This window comes from Silvimonas sp. (assembly GCF_031291215.1).
Classification (GTDB): domain Bacteria; phylum Pseudomonadota; class Gammaproteobacteria; order Burkholderiales; family Chitinibacteraceae; genus Silvimonas; species Silvimonas soli.
In genome coordinates this window covers 25,234-45,756 of record NZ_JARLJK010000059.1, presented here as the reverse complement: position 1 = coordinate 45,756, position 20,523 = coordinate 25,234, and the positions used below count along the sequence as shown (strand labels likewise).

Below are 20,523 nucleotides of genomic sequence, written 5' to 3'. Positions count from 1 at the left end.
TATTGCTTTCCCTGAAACTACCCCTAAGTCTTGTCGCTCGGGGCTTGATTGTGTGTTGTTTGTGCGGACTGCCGATTTGATAGTGCGGCGTTGGGTCGGCGCCTTATCGCCGACCACCCTTGTCTGCTTGCCTTGCTATCGACTCATGCTGCCTGCAAATCGTCCTTGCCATCCTGATCTGATACGGCCACCTCATAAATCAGGCGCTCGCCCAGTGAAGCCAAACCATCAAAATAGTGCTGTACGGCAGCATGCTGTGCGCTGGTCGAATCCAGTTGGTACATGGCTTGCCGAAACGCGTTGCCGTCGTGCAAACCCTTGGTATACCAGGCGATATGCTTGCGGGCAATGCGGCAACCGGAATACTCACCATAAAACGTGTAAAGCTCGTCAAGGTGTTGTAATAAAACACTACGAATTTCAACAACCTGCGGCGGCGGCAACATGTCGCCGGTCGCCAGATAATGTGCAATTTCGCGGAACATCCACGGCCGCCCCTGCGCGGCCCGGCCGATCATGATGGCATCGGCCCCGGTGGCCTCAAGTACGGCTTTCGCCTTTTGTGGCGTATCGATGTCGCCATTGGCAATCACCGGTATGCGCAGCATGTGCTTCACTTCACGGATCAGCTCATAGCGGGCTGCGCCGTTGTACATGTCTTCCCGCGTGCGGCCATGCAACGCCAAGGCCGCAATACCAGCCGATTGCGCCCGCTCGGCCACGCGTAAAACATTCTCTTCACCGTTGCAAAAACCCAACCGGGTTTTCAGCGTCACCGGCACATCTACCGCAGCAACCACCGCGTCCAGAATCTCGCCCACCAGCGCTTCGTCTTTCAACAGAGCCGAACCCGCCAGTTTGTTGCATACCTTCTTGGCCGGGCAGCCCATGTTGATATCGATAATCTGCGCGCCCAGTTCTACGTTTAATTTGGCCGCCTGCGCCATCATGGCCGGATCAGAACCTGCAATCTGCACGGCAATAGGACCAGGTTCGCCCGCATGATCCATCCGGCGGCGGGTTTTTTCGTTACTCCACAGCGCGTTATTGGCCGTAATCATCTCGGACACGGCATAACCGGCCCCGAAATGGCGACATAACTGGCGAAATGGCCGATCCGTCACCCCCGCCATGGGCGCAACGAACAGATTGTTTTGTAAGGAAAAAGGGCCGATCTGCATAGGAACCGCGGTCGCAGAAAAGGCCGGAATTCTACCGCCTGCTTAAATTTTGGGCAACCGAAAGTGCGTCAACGGCATAGCAGTACAGTCGCATATACGGCATATATCCAGCCTGAATGCAGTCTGCCCAGACCCCCTCTACCAGGATGTCTCAACCGTTTGGCAGGAAACACTTTTCGTGCGCCAGCCAGCAGCTCACAGCCCTGCCTTACGCCTCGCATAAAATCATTTGTAACGTTTATTTACGCAACGGCCGAAATTGCGGTTCAAAATCGCCACAAAACATGACTCACGTGCAATCAAGTCATGCCCGTCCACCTACCGAATTGAGTACAACCTGCCATGAGCCAACGCCGCCCTGCCGCCCGCCACTCTCTGTACGCCTACGCCTGGGACCTGGCCGGACGCGACACCCGCAGCACTGTGGATGAAATTCTCGATCTGGGCGTAGATGGCCTGAGTCTGGCGGCCAGTTATCACGCCGGCAAATTCCTGCGCCCACGTGTTAGCGGGCCGGGCAAGGTGTATTTCCCGGAAGACGGCACTATTTACTTCAACCCGCAGCCCAGCCGCTACCGGGCGATCCAGCCCAAGCCGCACTCCAGCGCCGCCATGCGCCAGGTGGCCTATGACCTGGCCAGCGATGGCCGTTTACCTTTGTCGGCGTGGACTGTGCTGTTCCACAACACCCGCCTGGGTGAAGCTCACCCGGAGTTGACGGTAAAAAACGCGTGGGGCGATGGCTATGTGTACGCGCCCTGCCCGATGCAACCGGCGCTGGCTGATTACGCCGTCGACCTGAGCAACGACCTGGCTCGCACGCTGCCATGGCAAAGTTTGACGCTGGAGTCGCCAGGCTGGACGCCCTTCGCCCACGGCTACCATCACGAATTTGCACAGGTTCGCAGCAATCTGTGGCTGGATACCATGCTCGGCCTGTGTTTTTGCGATGCCTGCCAGAGCAATGCGCGCCAGCAAGGCATTGATGCCGCCGGACTGGCCAGCCGTATTCGCACACGGGTAGATGGTTACCTCGCCGGCCCCGCCGACGCGGCCGCAGATCAAGCCAGCGCGTGGCTCACCGCCGATTTGCTGGAAGACCAGGAACTGGCGGCGTTTATTCGCATGCGCCAGAACTACGTGACACAACTGGTCGCCCGCATCCGCAGCGAAATCCCCGCAGAAGTGGCGCTATACATCATCCCCACCGTGCAACGCCCCACCGCGCAAACCTGGCTGGAAGGCAGCGACCTGAAAGCACTGGCCTTTGCCGCCGATGGTATCGAAGTACCGTTCTACGAGCCTGATGCTGGTCGCGTTGTTGCCGACGCCGTCGACACCGTGCGCCGCGTGGGTGACGCCAGCCGCGTACGCGGCATTCTGCGGCCAGGGGTTCCAGATCTGGGCGATGGTGCCCAAACCGGGGCTGCACTGGACGGCTTGCGTGGGCAAGGGATTGAGCATGTTGGTTTCTATAATTACGGGATGTTGCGAGGTGGTGCGTTGGCTGGGTTGCGCGGGGTTTTGAAGGCGCGGAAGTGAGTGTGGCTGTGGCCTGTAAAAGCTTGAGTGCCTTCGGCACGGGGTTTAAAAGCGTTTGATACCCCGGCCCCCCCCCGGGTATCAAACGCCTTTCACATCCGTGCCAAAGGCGCTAATTAAGTACAGTTTTTCTGTTTAGTCCGCTTAACCATGCTGGTTGCCCGCGTATCCAGGAATCCCCTCGCACCAAAAAAACCACCTCCTCATGATACGATTACCCCTCAAACAACCTCCCCCTTGTTGACACACCATGAGCCGCTTCTGGAGTCCCATCGTCCAAACGCTCACCCCGTATGTACCGGGTGAGCAACCCAAGATCACTAACCTGATCAAGCTCAACACCAACGAAAACCCGTTCGGACCGTCGCCCCGTGTGCTGGAGGCCATCAAGGCTGAAACCGCCGATACGTTGCGCCTGTATCCGGACCCGAATGCTGATCGCCTCAAGCAGACCATTGCGGCGTATCACGGCATTGCGGCCAATGAGGTGTTCGTCGGCAATGGCTCGGACGAGGTGCTGGCTCATGTGTTCATGGCACTGCTCAATCATGAGAAACCACTGCTGTTCGCGGATATCACCTATTCGTTTTATCCGACCTATTGCAGCCTGTATGGCGTGAAGCACCGCGTCGTGCCGCTGGATGAAAACATGCGCATTCGCCTGGCCGATTACGACCAGGAATGCGGTGCAATCATCATTGCCAATCCCAATGCGCCCACCGGCATTTTGTTGAGCACCGCCGAAATCGAATTGCTGTTGCAGGCGCATCCAGATGTCGTGGTGGTGGTGGATGAAGCCTATGTGGACTTCGGTGGCGAAACGGTGATCCCGCTGATCAAGCGCTATCCAAACTTGCTGGTGATTCACACCTTGTCCAAGTCGCGCTCGCTGGCTGGGCTGCGCGTGGGTTTTGCGGTGGGTCATCCAGAGCTGATCGAGGCGCTGGACCGGGTCAAGAACAGCTTTAACAGCTATCCGCTGGACCGACTGGCGATTGCCGGTTCGGTTGCGGCAATTGAGGACGAGAGCTACTTCCGCCGCACTTGTCAGGGCGTGATTGATACGCGGGAAAAGCTGGTCGCCGGATTGAAGCTCTTGGGCTTTGACGTATTGCCCTCCGCCGCCAATTTCATCTTTGCCCGGCATCCGCAACACGATGCCGCGACGCTGGCCGCCAACCTGCGGGCCAAGGCAATTCTGGTGCGTCACTTCAAGCAAGAGCGGATTAACCAGTATTTGCGGATCAGCATTGGTACCGATGCCGAATGCGAAGCGCTGGTAGACGCCTTGCAGCAGATCATCGCCCAATAAACCAGCTTTGCAAATTACGCCAAAACCGATCCCGACTTACAGCGGGATCGGTTTTTTTTAATGCGCCGCATGGCACGTTTGCGCGTTCCGTTTCAAGCCTAGTTCCAATTTGGCGACACCCCAAGCGCCGCGCTTGCGGCATCCGGCGGCGAAGGCTAAGGTTCGCAAAAAACGATCATACGGAAAAACCCGAATGCCGCTCATTATCTTCTTCGCACTGATCGCAGTTGTACTGGTGTACTTTGTGATGCTTTACAACAACCTCGTCGCACTCAAACACAACATTAGCCGGGCCTGGTCCAACATCGACGTCCTATTGAAGCAACGGCATGACGAACTGCCCAAGCTGGTGGAAACCTGCAAGCACTACATGCAATTTGAAAGCGAAACGCTGGAAAAAATCATGCTGGCGCGCAACGGTGTAGCGCAAGCCCGTGAGAAACACGATATCCCCGCGCTGGGCGTAGCCGAGCAACAATTGCGCACCGGTCTTGGTTCTTTGTACGCCACCGTTGAGGCATATCCGGAATTGCGCGCCAATATGCAATTCCAGAATCTGGCCGGGCGTATTACCCAACTTGAAAACGATATTGCTGACCGGCGCGAGTATTACAACGACTCGGTCAACATCAATAACGTGCGCATTGAACAATTCCCTGATGTCATCGTCGCCAATGCGTTCCACTTTCAGCCAGCCCAATTGCTGGAATTTGATTCCCACGAAAAGCAGGATGTCTCGGTTGGCGCGCTGTTTCAGCGCTGATCGCCCGCTCTACTCACAAGTTGTTCTCTCATGATTGATTTGTTCAATCTGCAACTGCCCAACCTGCGCCGTTTGAGTTTTGGCGCAGGCTTGCTGGCGATCGAACTGATGGCGCTGTGGGTGGCTTTCCTCACCCATAAACCCCGCAATTTTACGCTGGCCCTGGGCTTGATCGCCGTCTCATCGCTGATTGCGTGGGTGCATCATCGCCGCCGTTATCGCTTGCTGTCCGACACGCCGGTAGCGCGCATCGCCTCTGCGCCTCAGGGTTATGTGGAAATCGCCGGGCACGCGCAGGCGCTGGACGACGGTTCACTGATTTGCCCAGGCACCGGCATGCAGTGCGTGTGGTATCGCGTTGACATCGCTGAACTGCAAAGCGGCGCCAATAACCGTGACAGTTACGTGCACCAGCAGACGCTGGAAAGCGATCACGGCTTTCTGATCAGCGACGGCAGTGGCCGCTGCCTGATTGATCCGGATGCGGCAGAAATCACTACCGAAAAAACCGTGACCCACGATGGCAAGCAGCGCTATACCGCGTGGACTATCCGTGCCGGCGACGCCATATATGCCTTGGGCGAGTTTGTCTCGGTACGCGACCAGCCAGCGGACTTCCGGTTGGCGGTATCGCTCAAACTGGCCGACTGGAAACGTGATCAACACGATCTGCTGCGCCGGTTTGATACTGATCGCAATGGCCAGATCGACCCGCAAGAGTGGGATAAGGCGCGTAGTGCAGCCGAAGCAGAAGTCAGCCAGGAAATTGCCGAACTGCAAAACACCACGCCCACCAATGTGATGCGCGCCTGCCAGGACGGCCGCCCGTTTCTGGTTGCCACCGAAGACCCCGCCACCGGTGCGCGGCGACACCGGATCTGGTCGTGGGTGCATCTGGCGCTGGTCGTGCTGGGGCTGCATTTCATGCTCTACCTGCCGCGGCATCCGCACTTGATCCCCAGTGTCTTCCAGGCAGGCGCGACTACCATTTACGCCCCGGCGCCAGATGACGATACCCCCTGAGCGGGCCGGGCCCTTCGCCACATAGCCACACACGCGTACAATCGCGCTTTATCCCCACCCGCTAACGATCCCATCGCATGCGCATCGCTCTTGCCCAAATCAATTCCGTCGTCGGCGATCTGGCTGGCAATCTCGATCTGATCCTCGCCGCTGCGACTGAAGCGCGTAAACAAGGCGCGGATATTCTGCTCACGCCAGAACTCGCGCTTACCGGTTATCCACCAGAAGACTTGTTGTTGCGCCCAGCGTTTCTGGCGGAATGCCGCAAAGCCATTGGCCGCTTGATTGATGAAGTCGATGGCATCACGCTGGTCATCGGCCACCCTTTCGCCAGCGGCGATGAGCGCTTTAACTGCGCCACCGTCATCCGCGACGGCCATTTGCTGGGCCGCTACGAAAAGATGCTGCTGCCCAACGATGAAGTGTTCGACGAAGTTCGCTACTTCACGCCCGGCGCACAAGCTTTGGTGTTCGAGCAAAATGGCGTCAACGTTGGCGTGGCCATTTGCGAAGACGTGTGGGATATCGACCCGGCCAGCGCCGCCCGTGAAGAAGGCGCCGACCTGTTGCTGGTGCTCAATGCATCGCCATTTCACCTGAACAAGCAAGCCACTCGCCACGAAGTACTAGCCCAGCGTGTGGAAGAAACCGGCATGCCGGTGGTTTACGTGAATCTGGTCGGCGGCCAGGATGAACTGGTGTTTGATGGCCATTCGTTCGCGCTGAATCGTGAAGGCAAGCTGGTGGCCCAACTGCCACCGTTTGAATCAGCCCTGCAAGTCGTCGAATTCAAAAATGGCGATCTGCAACCGGCCAGCATCACGACAGAACTGAGTGTCGAGGCCAGCGTCTGGCAGGCATTGGTCACCGGCGTGCGGGACTATATTGGCAAGAATCGCTTCCCTGGCATTTTGCTGGGTTTGTCGGGCGGGATCGACTCCGCCGTGGTGCTGGCGATTGCTTGTGACGCGCTCGGCGCGGATAAAGTCCACGCGGTAATGATGCCGTCGCGCTACACCGCCGATATCTCCGTAAATGACTCGCGCGAAATGATCCAGCGTCTGGGCTGCAAGTATTCCGAGATTGAAATCTGGCCGATGTACGAAGCATTTATGGCTGGGTTGGCTGACGAATTTACCGGCCTGAAAGAAGACACCACCGAAGAAAACCTGCAAAGCCGGATTCGTGGCACTTTGCTGATGGCGCTGTCGAACAAGGGCGGCAAGCTGGTGCTCACCACGGGCAATAAATCCGAGATGACCACCGGTTATGCCACCTTGTACGGCGATATGGCGGGTGGCTTTGCGGTACTGAAAGACGTGGCCAAAACGCTGGTTTATCGCTTGGCCACATGGCGCAATACGGTGAGTGAGGTCATCCCGGAACGCATCATCACGCGCCCGCCTTCAGCCGAGCTGCGCCCGGACCAGAAAGACGAAGACAGCCTGCCGCCGTATGAAGTGCTCGATGCCATTCTGCAAATGTATGTCGAAGAAAATCTGAGCAAAGCCGATATCGTGGCGCGCGGCTATGCCACGGCCGATGTCGAACGCGTGGTACATCTGTTGAAAATCAACGAATACAAACGCCGCCAGGCACCGGTTGGTCCACGTGTGACAAATCGCGCCTTCGGCAAAGACTGGCGCATGCCGATCACGCATCGCTTTACGCTGTAACCGCACACCAGCAAAGAGGGGACGATATTTCGGCCCCTTCTTTTTGGCACCCCAATTCCATTCATCCCTTTGAGCACTAGAGCCTGTTATGACCACACCAGTTCTGATCCTGCCTGGCATTTCCAACTCTGGCCCGCAACACTGGCAAACGCTGTGGGAGAACCGCTTTCCCAATTTCAAGCGAGTACAACAAAGTGAATGGGAAGCGCCCGAATGCGCAGACTGGATTGCCAATCTGGACCAGGCTATTGCTGCGTGCGCCGAGCCACCGGTCCTGGTTGGGCACAGCGCCGCGTGCACGCTGATCGGCAAATGGGCTGAACAACATCAGCGCCCGGTCAAAGGGGCGTTACTGGTTGCGCCCAGCGATACTGAAGCTGCGAGCTATCCGGTTGAACCCACCGGTTTTCAGCCGATGAGCACCGCGAAACTCCCCTTCCCCTCAATCGTGGTCGCCAGTAGTAACGACGAATACGTCACCATTGAACGCGCCCGCCAATTTTCCAGCAACTGGGGCAGCGATCTGGTGGAGATTGGCGCATACGGCCATATCAACGGCAACAGCGGTTTGGGTGAATGGGCGCAGGGTCTGGCCTTGTTGAAGCATCTGACCGACTGATTCGCCAGGGCACTGGCTGTGCCTGCCGGAGATGACAAACGCAACGGCGCTGATATACTCCTGTCTCTTTCGCAGGAAAGAAACCCATGTTCGGCATCCACAGCCTTACCCTGTTTGTGATCTCCGGCCTGTTACTCAATATCACCCCCGGCCCTGACTCCCTCTACATTGCCACCCGCAGCGCCACGCAAGGCTTTCGCGCCGGATCAGCCGCAGCTTTGGGTATCGGCGCTGGCACCATGGTGCATATCCTGGCTGCAGCATTTGGCTTGTCGGCCATTCTGGCGACCTCGGCCGCAGCATTCACCATCGTTAAATTGATCGGCGCGGCGTACTTGCTGTATGTGGGCATTGGCATGCTGCGCAGCCGTCGCAAGGCGCAAACGAATGGGGATGCCACACATGTGATCCCGCCTATTCCCGCCGCACCGCTGTGGACCATCTTTCGGCAAGGCTTCTGGACTAACATACTCAACCCCAAAGTGGCGCTGTTCTTTCTGGCCTTTGTGCCGCAATTCATCTCGCCCGATGCACCGAATAAACCACTCGCGTTTATCGTGCTGGGGTTGATATTCAATTTTAACGGCATGTTGTGGTGCCACTTCCTGGCCCTCACCGCGACACGCGCTGCCAAGCGTTTGCGCCGTGCGGGCGGCTTTGCAACGTGGATGAATCGCACCATTGGCGGGTTATTTGTTTATCTGGGGGTGAAGCTGGCTTTGGCGCAGCAACGATGAGCTGAAGAGGTTGCGACAGCCTCCGGTGAAAGACGTAGCCCGGATTCGGGCAGCAATCCGGGAAGAGGCAGCTAAACGCAAATACCATTGGCTTGTTGACACATTGCCCCCCGGATTCCCGCTAACGTTTATGCCGAGAATCGGCCTTCATCCGGGCTACTGGCTATTTCTCCGTCATCCCCGCGAATGCGGGGATCCAGCAGCAACGTTCGCCATGGCAGCCTCGGCGACCCAACTGGATTCCCGCCTTCGCGGGAATCACGACGTAAGTGGTATCCAATGGGGTATTTGCTTTGCTGCCACCATCGGCAAACCTCCACTACAAACCACGCCGACCGAGAGCCGGAGACCTTAGGTCCCGGCCGACCGAGGGAACGCAAGATGCGCGCAGACCAACTTGGTAGACAGACGATTCGTTGCGGTTTTTGACCTTGGGCCCCGTCGGACGCTCGCGTCCCGGGTCGCCTTTTCTTTGGTTACTTTCTTTTGGCGACCCAAAAGAAAGTAACGTGCTCCCGGGCACCCCCGGGGTATCAACCGCCCTTAAAAACCCGTGCCGAAGGCCCTAACCAAACAAACTTTCAAAACCAACGCACCAAAGGCGGGTTGCATCCGCCCTACAATCACAACGCTAGCAATGGCGGAATACCAACCCACTCCGCCCCACCCTCATCACTGCAACTTCCGCTGCGCCACAATCACCATCGCAGCCACCACAGCCAGCGCTGCCAGCACCCGGTAAAGATCATTACACGCCAGCAACAAAACCTGCCGATCAACCACCCCCGCAATCTGCGCCAATGCAGCCAGGTTGGCGCTTTCGGGTGACATGCCCTGGCGAACAAAAACGCCCTGCAAGGACGCCATCATCTCGTTGAATGCGGGATTAAAACTGTTGGCAAAGCCAGAGTAGTAGTCATGCAGCGCTGCCTGGCGGTTTTGCATCATGATGGCCGCAACGGCCTGCGCCAGTGAACCAGCCCATTGCCGCAGCAGATTCTTGTTGCGATAACCGTGGGCAAATTGTTCGGCCTTCAATTCGCGGAAAGTCAGCCCGGCCACTGGGATCACCAGCAATACGCCAAACATGCCCTTGGCCACCAAGGGCAAGAAGAACGCCGATAGCGGCATACCAGGTGGCATAAACGAGAAGCACGCGCAGCACAGCGCCAGCGCAATCACCCCGGTCAGCATCAGCGGTTTTTTCTGTTTGAGTTTGGCGGACCAGCGCAAATATCCCAGGATCACCACAAAGCTGATGGTCGAAGAAAAGGTATTGAGCCAGCCGGTGGTTTCCAGCGGTACGCCTTGGGCGCGTTCGGCGTAAATGGGGAACAGGTAATTGCTGAAGTTGGCCAGAAAGTAATGCAGAAAATACAAGCCAAGGCCGGTCAGATACACCTGGTTGTTCAGGCCGCGCAGCACAAACACCGGCGAAGGATGGCGATACTGGTGCCAGAAAAACCAGCCCAGCAAACCTAGTCCCACCAGCGTAGTAACCACCAGATGCAGCGGATGCCCGAAGAAGTCGAAGCGGGCTTCGGACAAAGCCAGTTGCAGGCAGATGACTCCCACTCCGAACATCACCAATGGCAACGGAGTGAACTCGCCGCCATGCTGCTGCTTGGGCACCACCACCGGCAGCCACAGCCAGCAACCAATCGAGGCCAGGCTGGCCAGCGGAACTACGCTCCAGAAGACCCAGCGCCAGCTGTAGTTCTCGATCCACATCCCCGCCAACGCCGGCGCCAGCGCCGACACCGAGAAGATGGCAATCATGAAATAGCGCACCGCCTTGGCACGCTCTTTTGGCGCAAACATCAAATTGATCAGGATGCGGCTACTGGTAAAAAGCGCGCCGCCGCCCAGCCCTTGAATAGCGCGGCAGAGGATCAATTGATCCGGGGTATGGCTGAGTCCGCTGAGCAACGCCCCCAGCGCAAACAATGCCAGCGCCCCGCCCAGAAAATTGCGATACCCCAACTGATGCGCCAGCCATGCTTGTTTCATGATCACAAGCATGCTGGCGCAGGCATAAGCGGCCACTGCCAGCACAAACTCTTGCGGGCTCGCGTCTATCCCGCCCTGGATATGACTGCTGGAAAAAACAAACAGACTGTTTTCAAAAAACTCGACTGCGGTAGTTAACCCAAGTAACGCCATGACCCAGCGTTTGTCATTGGGCGCGCAGTACGCGGCAAGACGTTTCACGCGACTTCTTTCTCCAATCCCTCATACAAGTGAGCCAGTTCGTTAGCAACGTGATCCTGCCCGGCATCGTCAAATACTGACCAGGCGCGCTGATAAACCGCATGCACCACGGGCGCCGCCATTTTCAGTTTGGCTTTGCCTTCGTCCGTCAGCGTGAGCATCATGCGGCGGCGATCTTCTTTATCCAGCGTGCGGGTAACCCAGCCCTCGGTTTCCAGGCTATCCATCAGCCGCGTAACCTGGGTGCGAGTCATATCGAGCAATTTACTCACTTCCGACGGGTTGGTTGGTTGATTGCCTTCATCAACCAATAGCATGGCCATGGCCAGATATTGGGGCATGCTCATATTGCACGGGACGAGGGCTTCGTTGATACGTTGTTCCAGCAATGCTGCGGCCCGGAACAAGGTGCGAGACAACAGGATTTCCTTTTGTGGCGCGGCTTCAAATACTTGGCAGAAGCGGGTAATGCGTGCCTGGTAACTCATTTCATTCTCCCCCTTACTTTAATTTCTAATGTAATATTTACCATATGTAATATGTGCAACAATGCTTGTAAAGTTCAAGTTTAGTGAAGTCACTAAAACAGCATGTAATGTTCTGATGAGGTGTTGCTAAAGTGTCATGCCGTGACGTGGCACTCACCCGCCCGACCTAACCTTACTACTGTCATGGCGCCGTAATCGGGCTGTGGCAGCCTACCGGGCATGAATACCCGAGTAGCTACCATGTCGCACCCCTTGAACCTGGACAACCTGCGGCGCGATCTTGAAGAAATCATCCAGGAAAAGCGCCTTTCCGCTCTGTTCCAGCCGATTGCGTCGCTGCACGACGGCGAAGCCTTTGGCTACGAAGGGCTGATCCGCGGGCCGTCTACCAGTTTTCTGCATTCGCCCATCAACCTGTTTCGCAGTGCCGAACAGGTTGGCCTGCTGCCATCGCTCGATTTCGCCTGCCGCCGCGCCATCATTGAAGCCTTTGTGGCGCAAAACCTGCCTGGCCGCCTGTTTCTGAATGTCAGCCCGGCGTGTCTTTCGCACCCGGACTTTCACCCTGGCGCCACGCTGGAGATTCTGCGTGAAGCCGGTATGGCGCCCCAGCGCGTGGTCATTGAGCTGACCGAAACCCAGCCGACACACGACTACGAACTACTTAAAGAAGCGCTGTTGCATTACCGCGAAATGGGTTTTCGCATCGCGCTGGATGACTTGGGCGAAGGGTTTTCATCGTTGCGCTTGTGGTCGGAACTCAAGCCGGACTTCGTCAAGATCGACAAATACTTTGTGCAAGGTCTGGCGGCCGACGCGCAAAAGCGCCAGTTTGTGCGCTCGATCCAGCATATCGCCCTGAACATTGGCACCCGCGTGGTCGCCGAGGGGATTGAAACCCCGCAAGAACTGCAGGTGATCCAGCGCATCGGCATTGCTTTTGCCCAGGGTTATCACATCGGCAAGCCACTGCCGCATCCGCCACGCCATATCGCGCTGGACCTCTCTGAAACACCAACCCCGGCCCTGCCAGGCCACGGGCATCGCAATGCGGGCGGCTTGCTGGTTTCGGTGGAAACCGTGCCGCCCTCAGAAAGCTGCGAATCGGTGTTTCAACGCTTTAGCCAGTCACCACAGTTGCACGCCCTGCCGGTGGTGGAAAACCAGCGCCCGCTCGGACTGTTGAAGCGTCATGAAGTTACCGAGTTTTTCTCTCGCCCGTTCTCGCATGAACTGCATGGCGGGCGGCCTTGCAGCAATCTGATGGACCGCGCGCCCCTCATTGTCGAACAATCGATGAGCCTGCAAGAACTGTCGCAACTGGTGACCACCGCCGAACGCCGCTATCTGGCTGATGGTTTTATCATCACCCAGCATGGCCATTACCTGGGCATGGGCACCGGTCATGATCTGATGCGAGCCATCACTGAACTGCAAGTGCGCGCCGCACGCTACGCCAATCCGCTGACCTTGCTGCCCGGCAATGTGCCGATTCAGGAAAAGCTGGAAACCCTGCTGGATGAGGGCCGCCCGTTCACCATGGCGTACTTTGATCTGGATTACTTCAAGCCGTACAACGATGTTTATGGCTATGTGCGGGGCGACGACATGATTCGGCTGACCAGCGAACTGCTGGTGCGCGCCGCAGATTCACAAGTGGATTTCGTCGGTCACATCGGCGGCGATGATTTTGTGGTGATCTTTCGCTCGGCCGACTGGCATGAACGTTGTGAAGGACTACTCGAAGAGTTCTCGCTGCGTGTGCCGGAATTTTTCTGGTCGTCGCATCTGGAAGACGGTGACTACGAAGCCCCGGACCGGCGCGGTCTGCCTCAACGCCATCCGCTGGTGACACTATCGGTAGGTGTGGTTGAAGTAGAGCCGAGCCAGTTTGAAAGCCACCACCAGGTGGCGGCTGCGGCCACCCATGCGAAAAGCATGGCAAAACAAACGCCAGGTTCGACCTTGTATATCGACCGTGGTCGCAAACCGCCAGAGCCGCTACCAACGCCTATTGCCGCGTGAACCAGCCAGGCAAACATGTAGCCCGGATGAAGCGCCAGCGGGAATCCGGGATCGCAGCGCTGCGGTGCGCCATGCAGGGTGAATTAGCCACGCTAAATTCACCCTGCTCTTTCTCTCAAATTGGCATCAAGTCGCCGCAGCCAATGCCTGCGTCAGATCCGCCAGAATGTCGTCGATATGCTCAATGCCGATCGACAAGCGCACCGTATCTTCTGTTACCCCGGCTTTCTTGAGTTCTTCCGGCGACAACTGCCGATGCGTGGTGCTGGCCGGATGGCACGCCAGACTCTTGGCGTCGCCAATGTTCACCAGCCGAGTAAACAACTGCAACGCATCCTGGAATTTAGCCCCGGCTTCGCGCCCGCCTTTCAGGCCAAACGTCAGCAGCCCTGATGCTTTGCCACCAAAATATTTCTGTACCAGTTCATGCGACGGGTGATCCGGCAAACCGGCGTAATTCACCCACTCCACCGCACGCTGCTGTTTCAAAAATTGCGCCACCTTGAGTGCGTTTTCGGTGTGGCGTTCGATACGCAAACCCAGCGTTTCTAGCCCTTGCAGAATCAGGAACGAGTTAAACGGCGAGATCGCCGCGCCCATATTGCGCAACGGCACAGTGCGCGCGCGGCCAATATAGGCCGCCGGGCCCAGCGCCTCGGTGTAGACCACTCCGTGATAACTCACTTCTGGCTCGTTCAGACGACGGAACCGGGCTTTGTGTTCGGCCCACGGAAACTTGCCGGAATCCACGATGATGCCGCCAATGCTGGTGCCGTGGCCGCCGATGTATTTGGTCAACGAGTGCACCACGATATCGGCACCGTGTTCAAACGGGCGGGTGATATAAGGTGTGGGGACGGTGTTATCGACAATCAGGGGCACGCCACCTTCATGCGCCACTTTGGCGAAAGCAGCAAAGTCCACCACGTTGCCGAGTGGATTACCGATAGATTCAACAAATACCGCTTTGGTTTTGGCGTCGATATATTGCGCGGCAGATTGCGGGTCTTTGGCATCGACAAAGCGCACTTCAATCCCGTACTGCGGCAGCGTGTGAGCAAACAGGTTGTAGGTGCCGCCGTAGAGCGTGCCAGTGGCGATAATGTTGTCGCCCGCTTCGGCGATGGTCAGGATCGAATAGGTAATGGCCGCTGCGCCAGAAGCCAGCGCCAGCGAGCCCACGCCGCCTTCCAGCGCCGCAATGCGTTTTTCCAGCACGTCGGTTGTCGGGTTCATGATGCGGGTGTAGATATTGCCCGCTACTTTCAGGTCGAACAGATCGGCGCCATGCTGGGTGTCGTCAAACGAATAGCTGGTGGTCTGGTAGATCGGCACCGCCACGGCGCGGGTGGTTGGGTCGCCGTCGAAACCGGCGTGGATGGCTTGGGTATCGAACTTCATCGCTGCATGTCCTTGTCAGTACGCCGGGATCGGGTACTGCGCAGCATGCCCTGTCCTTTCGCTCGCCGCAATATTCCATCCAATACTTAAAATTGATTTAGATATAACAATATTTAAATATCAGAATGGCCGCGACAAAACCGGGTGATGGCGGCCCGCTGGTATAATGCCGCTTTACCCCGCCTGTGCCTCACGCCATGTCTCGCATCCAGCTTTTGTCCGACCAACTGGTCAACCAGATCGCCGCTGGCGAAGTAGTCGAGCGCCCGGCCTCTGCGCTCAAGGAATTGCTGGAAAACAGTCTGGATGCAGGTGCCGACAACGTAGGCGTGGAACTGGTTGCCGGTGGCACCAAACTGATCAAAGTGATTGATGACGGCATTGGCATCGAACACGAAGACCTGGCGCTGGCGTTGCATCGTCACGCCACCAGCAAGATTCGCGATTTTGATGACCTGCAAAAAGTCGCCACGCTCGGCTTTCGTGGTGAAGGTCTGGCTTCGATTGCGTCCGTTTCCCGACTCACGCTCACCAGCCGCTTTAATGGCGCAGCGCATGCCTGGCGGATTGAATCCGATCACGGCCGTTTGCACGAAGCGGAACCAGCGGCGCTGGCAGTGGGCACTACCATTGAAGTGCACGATCTGTATTACCAGACGCCTGCTCGCCGCAAATTTCTGAAGTCCGACGGCACCGAGTTCGCGCATTGCGAGGACATGGTCAAGCGCCTGGCGCTGGCCAACCCGGACAAGCAATTTACGCTGGTGCATAACGGCCGCGCCAATTTGCGCGTGATGCGCGGCGATGTGATCAAACGCTGTGCTGCCTTGCTGGGCGATGAATTCGCGCAGACCGCCGTGCAGGTGGAAGAATCGGCGGGGCCGCTGCGTTTGTGGGGTTTAGCAGGCAGCCCGACGCTATCCAAATCCAGCCGCGACGCACAATACTTCTTTGTGAATGGCCGTTTTGTGCGCGACAAAGTCATTGCCCACGCGCTGCGTGAGGCCTATCGCGACGTGCTGCATCATGATCGTCACGCGGCGTATTGCCTGTTCCTGGAGCTGGACCCGGAAGGCGTGGATGTGAACGTGCACCCGACCAAAATTGAAGTGCGCTTTCGCGAATCGCAGGCCATTTACGGCTTTATGTTGCGCAGCCTGACCAAGGCACTGGCAAGCACCAAAGCGGGCCAGGTGCCGGCAGGCGTTGATCCGGAAACCGGCGAAATCATCGCGCCCGCCGCCCCGACTTATGCTGCTGGCACGCCGCAAACCTCCGGCTATCAGCAACAACCGTGGCGCCAGCAACATATGGCGATCCCGGTGGTGCAAGAGCCGCTGGCAATGTACGACCGCATGTTCAGCGACCTGAAGCGTGAGCCAGGCCAGGCTGCCGTCACCCCGAGTTATGCTCCCGCCGAATTTGGCGCCACCGTTTTATCTGGCGGCAATCCACGCCCATTACCCGTTGGCACTCGCGCCTTTATGCCCGCGACCGATGAAGACGGTATCCCGCCGCTGGGCTTTGCCATGGCGCAATTGCATGGGGTGTATATCCTGACGCAGGCGGCGGAAGGTTTGATTGTGGTCGACATGCACGCGGCGCACGAACGCGTGGTGTATGAAAAACTCAAGAACGCGCTGGATCTGGACAACATGCCCAGCCAGCCGATGCTCATCCCCCATTTGTTCAGCGCAGACCGCTTTGAGGTCGCCACCGTCGAAGACAACCGCGAAGCACTGGCGCAATTGGGGTTTGATCTCTCCGTGCAATCGCCGACGCAGATCGCCATTCGCGGCATTCCCATGTTGCTGAAAGACGCGGATGCCGTAGAACTGGCGCGCTCGGTCATCAAGGACATCCGCGAAGTCGGCGCCAGCCAGATGCTGACCGGCCGCCGCAACGAACTGCTGTCCACCATGGCTTGCCATGGCTCGGTGCGCGCCAACCGCAGCCTGACCATCCCCGAGATGAATGCCTTGCTGCGTGAGATGGAAGCCACCGAGCGCTCTGGTCAATGCAATCATGGCCGCCCCACCTGGTTCCGCCTGAGCATGAATGATCTGGACAAGCTGTTCATGCGGGGCCAGTAAGGCATGAATGCATCCCCCATCGAGCGGCGCCGCAGAGCGCAATCGTTGCGCATCATGGCTACCGACGCGGAGCAGAAATTGTGGCTCAGACTCAATGGTGATCAATTAGGCGTACGGTTTAATCGACAGAAACCGCTCGGGCACTATTTTGCAGACTTCTACTGCCATGCAGCTCAATTGGTTGTCGAGGTCGATGGTGCGCAGCACTTTACCCCACAAGGGTTAGAGTACGATGCCCGCCGGGATGCTTTCATGCGTGCTCGAGGGCTGGAAATATTGCGATTTGATGATCGGCAGGTGCTGCTTGAAACCAATGCGGTGGTGGAGGCGATCTGGTCCACAGTTCAAAGTCGGGTTACTTTGTTTCAGGGGAGTGAGGGTTTGAAGCATCGCGGGTCAATCTCCCCCAACCCCTCTTTGAAAAAGAGGGGAGAAAAATCCTTTGTGGAGGCTGACTCTGGTTCTGGTGCTGACTCTGGTTCTGGGTCTGGGGCTGGGGCTGGGGCTGGGGCTGGCTCAGAGTTACTTAACCAAAATACATCGGCCCATTCAATGGTGGCCACTGCTCGCCTAAGCCAAACTCGCCAGCAAACCACTGCAACAACTCCCCTCTTTCCCAAAGAGGGGCAGGGGGAGATTGCCGCCACCGACCTTGGCATACCACCGACAACCTCACAAAGTATCAAAACATTCGCCCGCCACCCCATGCCGCTAACAACCTTACCCCCCGCCCTGTTCCTGATGGGCCCCACCGCCAGCGGCAAAACCGCCAGTGCGATCCATCTACTTGAATCTGGTTTGCCCGTTGAATTGATCTCGGTTGATTCCGCCCTGGTCTTCAAGGATATGGATATCGGCACGGCCAAGCCAACGGCCGCCGAGCTGGCCCGCGCGCCGCATCATCTGATCGACATCATTTCGCCCGAAGAGGCTTATTCCACCGCGCAGTTTCGTGACGATGCCCGCAAATTGATGGATGACATCATCGCCCGCGGCAAGCTGCCGGTGCTGGTCGGCGGCACCATGTTGTACTTCAACACGCTGCAGCATGGCATTCACGATCTACCGCAGGCCGACCCTGCACTGCGCGAACAACTGCATGCCGAAGCCGCGCTGATCGGCTGGCCCGCCATGCATGCCAAACTGGCAGTGTTGGACCCAGCCACCGCCGCGCGGCTGGAACCGGGTGATTCGCAGCGCGTCGAACGTGCACTGGAAATCTGCACGCTGGCAGGCAAACCGATGTCAGAACTGCTGGCCGAACCTGCGCAAGATGCGTTGCCCTATCGCTTGCTGAAATTGGCCCTGTTGCCATCTGACCGCGCCGCTTTGCACGCCCGCATTGCCTTGCGCTTTGATGCCATGCTGGCGGGCGGTTTGCTGGATGAAGTGGAAAGCCTGCGCCGTCGCTATCAACTTTCGCTGGATTTGCCATCCATGCGCTGCGTGGGTTATCGCCAGGCGTGGGAATATCTGGATGGCCAGATCGACATGCAAGGCCTGCGCGACAAAGGCCTGGCCGCAACCCGGCAATTGGCCAAGCGCCAGCTTACCTGGCTACGCGGGATGGATGATGTCGAGAGCCTGGACTGTCTGGAGAGCAACCTGCCAGAGCGGGTGTTGCAGCGGGTGCAGGCGTTTCTGGATACGTCACACGGCGCCTGATTCGCGGCGGCGGGACAGAAGGCAATCCACCGTCCTCGCAGCTTGATAAAAGCATTTCGTCTTTCCGCGCAGGCGGGAATCCAGTTACGGAGTGGAATTAGCCTGGTAGCCCGGATGGAGCCCGCAGGGTGGGAATCCGGGATTTGGAGTCGGGAAATGCCAATGCGACGGGATGTTAACGCACTGCAAATCCCGGATTCCCGCTAACGTTTATGTCGAGAATCGGCCTTTATCCGGGCTACAGGCTCTAGCTGAGCAGCCTCACAGCACCTCATAAGGCGGCAATTTGCGTTCCACCAGCGGGAAATGCCAAACCGGATAATCCGGCAAGCCGTGGTCAAACGGTGGCGGTGTTTCACCCAGAATCAGCGGCGCAAAGTACGCTTTGCCCATCACCGACAAATGCATGCCGTCGTCGCGCAGATAGCTTTCTGGCATGGCCTTTTCTTTGTTGGCGACTTCTTTGAGCGAGACCGCTTCAATGTGCCAGCGATAAGGCTGATCGGCCTCACGCACGATGGCAGGCATGACGCTGCGCTGGCCGGCAATGGCAAAATCAACCGCGGCCTCACCGACGGCAATGGCTTGCTCCAGATCGTTGGCAGAAGCCAGATGGCGGGCAGCGCGTTGCATGTAATCGGCCACGGCCCAGTGGCATTTGTGCCCCAGTTCTGCCTTGACCAGATTGGCCAGCATCGGCGCCACGCCACCCAGTTGCGCATGACCAAAGGCGTCGGCATTACCAGTCTCTGCCAGACGAGTACCACCCGTATCGCGAATACCTTCGGCGGCGACCACTACGCAATAGCCATGCTGCTGCACGGTATCGCGCACGGCACGCAAAAACCGGGAAGGATCGAAAGGGACCTCTGGCAGCAAGATCAGATGTGGCGGTTCAGCCGGAGTACGACTAGCCAGGCCTGATGCCGCTGCCAGCCAGCCAGTGTGCCGCCCCATCACTTCCAGGATAAACACCTTGGTGGATGAAGAAGACATCGAGGCCAGATCCAGCCCGCATTCGCGCGTGGTGGTGGCGATGTATTTGGCTACCGAGCCAAAACCGGGAGACGTGTCAGTGTGCGGCAGGTCGTTATCGATGGTCTTGGGGACATGAATTGCGGTCAGATCAATGCCTTGATACTGCGCGTATTCGGCTACTTTCAAGCAGGTATCGGCCGAATCGCCACCGCCGTTGTAGAAGAAGTAGCCAATGTCATAAGCCGCAAACAACTCGAACAGACGCTTGAGTTCACTGCCGTGTTTGAGCTTGTGGCGACAAGAACCAAAGGCGCCGCCCGGGGTGTGGCGCAAGGCAGCCAGTTGGGATTCGGCAATCTCGCGGATGTCGGTCAGCGACTCGGTCAACGCGCCCAGAATGCCGTCTTTGGCCACGTAGATGGTGCCGATTTGTGCGGGGTGTCGGCGGGCGGCTGAAATCACGCCCCAGGCCGAGGCATTGATCACTGGGGTTACGCCACCCGACTGGGCATATAACGCATTCCTTGGCACAACGAGTCTCCTTTGCGATCCTCCGGTTTGCCAAAGGATCAGATGATCAGGTTTATCCGGACTCATTCTTGCGCGATGCACCATCAAAAGCATCGGGACTTTCCGCCACAAGGGACAACCCTGATACAGCTGTTTTCCGGAACGAGTGCCGGGCCTGACCTACTATTGAACAGGCAACGTACATAAGCGCGTCCAGATTGCGTGGCCTCGCCCATAGCAGTGCGGGCCTGGAACGACAGCCCCAATGTGGTGCACAAACACACCCAAGCTATAAGCAA

General features: G+C 57.7%; 15 protein-coding genes and 1 pseudogene. 11 read left to right on the top strand and 5 right to left on the bottom strand.

The features are described 5' to 3' along the window. Positions 1–143: 143 nt before the first annotated feature. Complete coding sequence (gene dusB / locus P4L78_RS04805) at positions 144–1,181, bottom strand: tRNA dihydrouridine synthase DusB (protein ID WP_283148248.1); 1,038 nt, start codon at positions 1,179–1,181, stop codon at positions 144–146. Between the two features lie 342 nt (positions 1,182–1,523). Here dusB and P4L78_RS04800 point away from each other — a divergent pair, with 342 nt between their 5' ends. The 7 genes from P4L78_RS04800 (at position 1,524) to P4L78_RS04770 (ending at position 8,853) form a co-directional block, all read left to right on the top strand. Continuing rightward, positions 1,524–2,723, top strand: a complete 1,200-nt coding sequence (locus P4L78_RS04800; protein WP_309327116.1) for a hypothetical protein — start codon at positions 1,524–1,526, stop codon at positions 2,721–2,723. 250 nt (positions 2,724–2,973) lie between these two features. After that, positions 2,974–4,035 (top strand): histidinol-phosphate transaminase, encoded by a 1,062-nt coding sequence (gene hisC / locus P4L78_RS04795; RefSeq protein WP_309327115.1) that lies wholly within the window; start codon positions 2,974–2,976, stop codon positions 4,033–4,035. 193 nt (positions 4,036–4,228) lie between these two features. Continuing rightward, entirely contained in the window at positions 4,229–4,798 is a 570-nt protein-coding gene (locus tag P4L78_RS04790; protein WP_309327114.1) for a LemA family protein, read from the top strand. Between the two features lie 30 nt (positions 4,799–4,828). Beyond that, on the top strand, positions 4,829–5,821 hold the full coding sequence (locus tag P4L78_RS04785; RefSeq protein WP_309327113.1) for a hypothetical protein: 993 nt from the start codon (positions 4,829–4,831) through the stop codon (positions 5,819–5,821). Positions 5,822–5,898: 77 nt separating this feature from the next. After that, entirely contained in the window at positions 5,899–7,497 is a 1,599-nt protein-coding gene (locus P4L78_RS04780) for an NAD+ synthase (RefSeq protein ID WP_309327112.1), read from the top strand. Between the two features lie 88 nt (positions 7,498–7,585). After that, positions 7,586–8,116, top strand: coding sequence for an alpha/beta hydrolase (locus tag P4L78_RS04775; RefSeq protein WP_309327111.1), 531 nt, complete (start codon positions 7,586–7,588; stop codon positions 8,114–8,116). Positions 8,117–8,202: 86 nt separating this feature from the next. Further along, positions 8,203–8,853 carry a LysE family translocator gene (locus P4L78_RS04770; RefSeq protein ID WP_309327110.1) on the top strand — a complete coding sequence of 217 codons (651 nt, stop codon included), beginning with the start codon at positions 8,203–8,205 and terminating at the stop codon, positions 8,851–8,853. 672 nt (positions 8,854–9,525) lie between these two features. Here the strand turns inward: P4L78_RS04770 and P4L78_RS04765 are convergent. After that, positions 9,526–11,064 carry an MFS transporter gene (locus P4L78_RS04765; RefSeq protein ID WP_309327109.1) on the bottom strand — a complete coding sequence of 513 codons (1,539 nt, stop codon included), beginning with the start codon at positions 11,062–11,064 and terminating at the stop codon, positions 9,526–9,528. Next, a complete protein-coding gene (locus tag P4L78_RS04760) occupies positions 11,061–11,552 on the bottom strand; it encodes a MarR family winged helix-turn-helix transcriptional regulator (RefSeq protein ID WP_283148239.1) in 492 nt (163 codons plus the stop codon). The genes P4L78_RS04765 and P4L78_RS04760 overlap by 4 nt, the downstream gene beginning before the upstream one ends. A 240-nt stretch (positions 11,553–11,792) precedes the next feature. On the opposite strand from P4L78_RS04760, the gene P4L78_RS04755 reads away from it, so the two are divergent. Beyond that, positions 11,793–13,577 (top strand): GGDEF domain-containing protein, encoded by a 1,785-nt coding sequence (locus P4L78_RS04755; protein WP_283148238.1) that lies wholly within the window; start codon positions 11,793–11,795, stop codon positions 13,575–13,577. A 126-nt stretch (positions 13,578–13,703) separates the two neighbouring features. Here P4L78_RS04755 and P4L78_RS04750 read toward each other — a convergent pair whose 3' ends face one another. Next, positions 13,704–14,978: an aminotransferase class I/II-fold pyridoxal phosphate-dependent enzyme gene (locus P4L78_RS04750; protein ID WP_309327108.1), complete on the bottom strand. Its 1,275-nt coding sequence runs from the start codon at positions 14,976–14,978 to the stop codon at positions 13,704–13,706. Between the two features lie 197 nt (positions 14,979–15,175). On the opposite strand from P4L78_RS04750, the gene mutL reads away from it, so the two are divergent. The 3 genes and pseudogenes from mutL (at position 15,176) to miaA (ending at position 18,736) form a co-directional block, all read left to right on the top strand. Continuing rightward, positions 15,176–17,071, top strand: coding sequence for a DNA mismatch repair endonuclease MutL (gene mutL / locus P4L78_RS04745; RefSeq protein WP_309327107.1), 1,896 nt, complete (start codon positions 15,176–15,178; stop codon positions 17,069–17,071). A 3-nt stretch (positions 17,072–17,074) separates the two neighbouring features. Further along, a pseudogene (locus P4L78_RS22865) lies at positions 17,075–17,404 on the top strand (endonuclease domain-containing protein); the annotation flags it as partial. A gap of 372 nt (positions 17,405–17,776) precedes the next feature. Continuing rightward, positions 17,777–18,736: a tRNA (adenosine(37)-N6)-dimethylallyltransferase MiaA gene (gene miaA / locus P4L78_RS04740; RefSeq protein ID WP_309327106.1), complete on the top strand. Its 960-nt coding sequence runs from the start codon at positions 17,777–17,779 to the stop codon at positions 18,734–18,736. A gap of 261 nt (positions 18,737–18,997) precedes the next feature. Here miaA and P4L78_RS04735 read toward each other — a convergent pair whose 3' ends face one another. Then, positions 18,998–20,245: a 6-phosphofructokinase gene (locus P4L78_RS04735; protein ID WP_309327105.1), complete on the bottom strand. Its 1,248-nt coding sequence runs from the start codon at positions 20,243–20,245 to the stop codon at positions 18,998–19,000. Positions 20,246–20,523: the final 278 nt, after the last annotated feature.

Coding starts and splice junctions, on each gene's coding strand:
- P4L78_RS04785 (WP_309327113.1), top strand. CDS start 4,829: ATGATTGATTTGTTCAATCTGCAACTGCCCAACCTGCGCCGTTTGAGT.
- P4L78_RS04770 (WP_309327110.1), top strand. CDS start 8,203: ATGTTCGGCATCCACAGCCTTACCCTGTTTGTGATCTCCGGCCTGTTA.
- P4L78_RS04790 (WP_309327114.1), top strand. CDS start 4,229: ATGCCGCTCATTATCTTCTTCGCACTGATCGCAGTTGTACTGGTGTAC.
- P4L78_RS04780 (WP_309327112.1), top strand. CDS start 5,899: ATGCGCATCGCTCTTGCCCAAATCAATTCCGTCGTCGGCGATCTGGCT.
- P4L78_RS04760 (WP_283148239.1), bottom strand. CDS start 11,552: ATGAGTTACCAGGCACGCATTACCCGCTTCTGCCAAGTATTTGAAGCC.
- hisC (WP_309327115.1), top strand. CDS start 2,974: ATGAGCCGCTTCTGGAGTCCCATCGTCCAAACGCTCACCCCGTATGTA.
- P4L78_RS04800 (WP_309327116.1), top strand. CDS start 1,524: ATGAGCCAACGCCGCCCTGCCGCCCGCCACTCTCTGTACGCCTACGCC.
- P4L78_RS04775 (WP_309327111.1), top strand. CDS start 7,586: ATGACCACACCAGTTCTGATCCTGCCTGGCATTTCCAACTCTGGCCCG.
- P4L78_RS04750 (WP_309327108.1), bottom strand. CDS start 14,978: ATGAAGTTCGATACCCAAGCCATCCACGCCGGTTTCGACGGCGACCCA.
- P4L78_RS04755 (WP_283148238.1), top strand. CDS start 11,793: ATGTCGCACCCCTTGAACCTGGACAACCTGCGGCGCGATCTTGAAGAA.
- miaA (WP_309327106.1), top strand. CDS start 17,777: ATGCCGCTAACAACCTTACCCCCCGCCCTGTTCCTGATGGGCCCCACC.
- mutL (WP_309327107.1), top strand. CDS start 15,176: ATGTCTCGCATCCAGCTTTTGTCCGACCAACTGGTCAACCAGATCGCC.
- dusB (WP_283148248.1), bottom strand. CDS start 1,181: ATGCAGATCGGCCCTTTTTCCTTACAAAACAATCTGTTCGTTGCGCCC.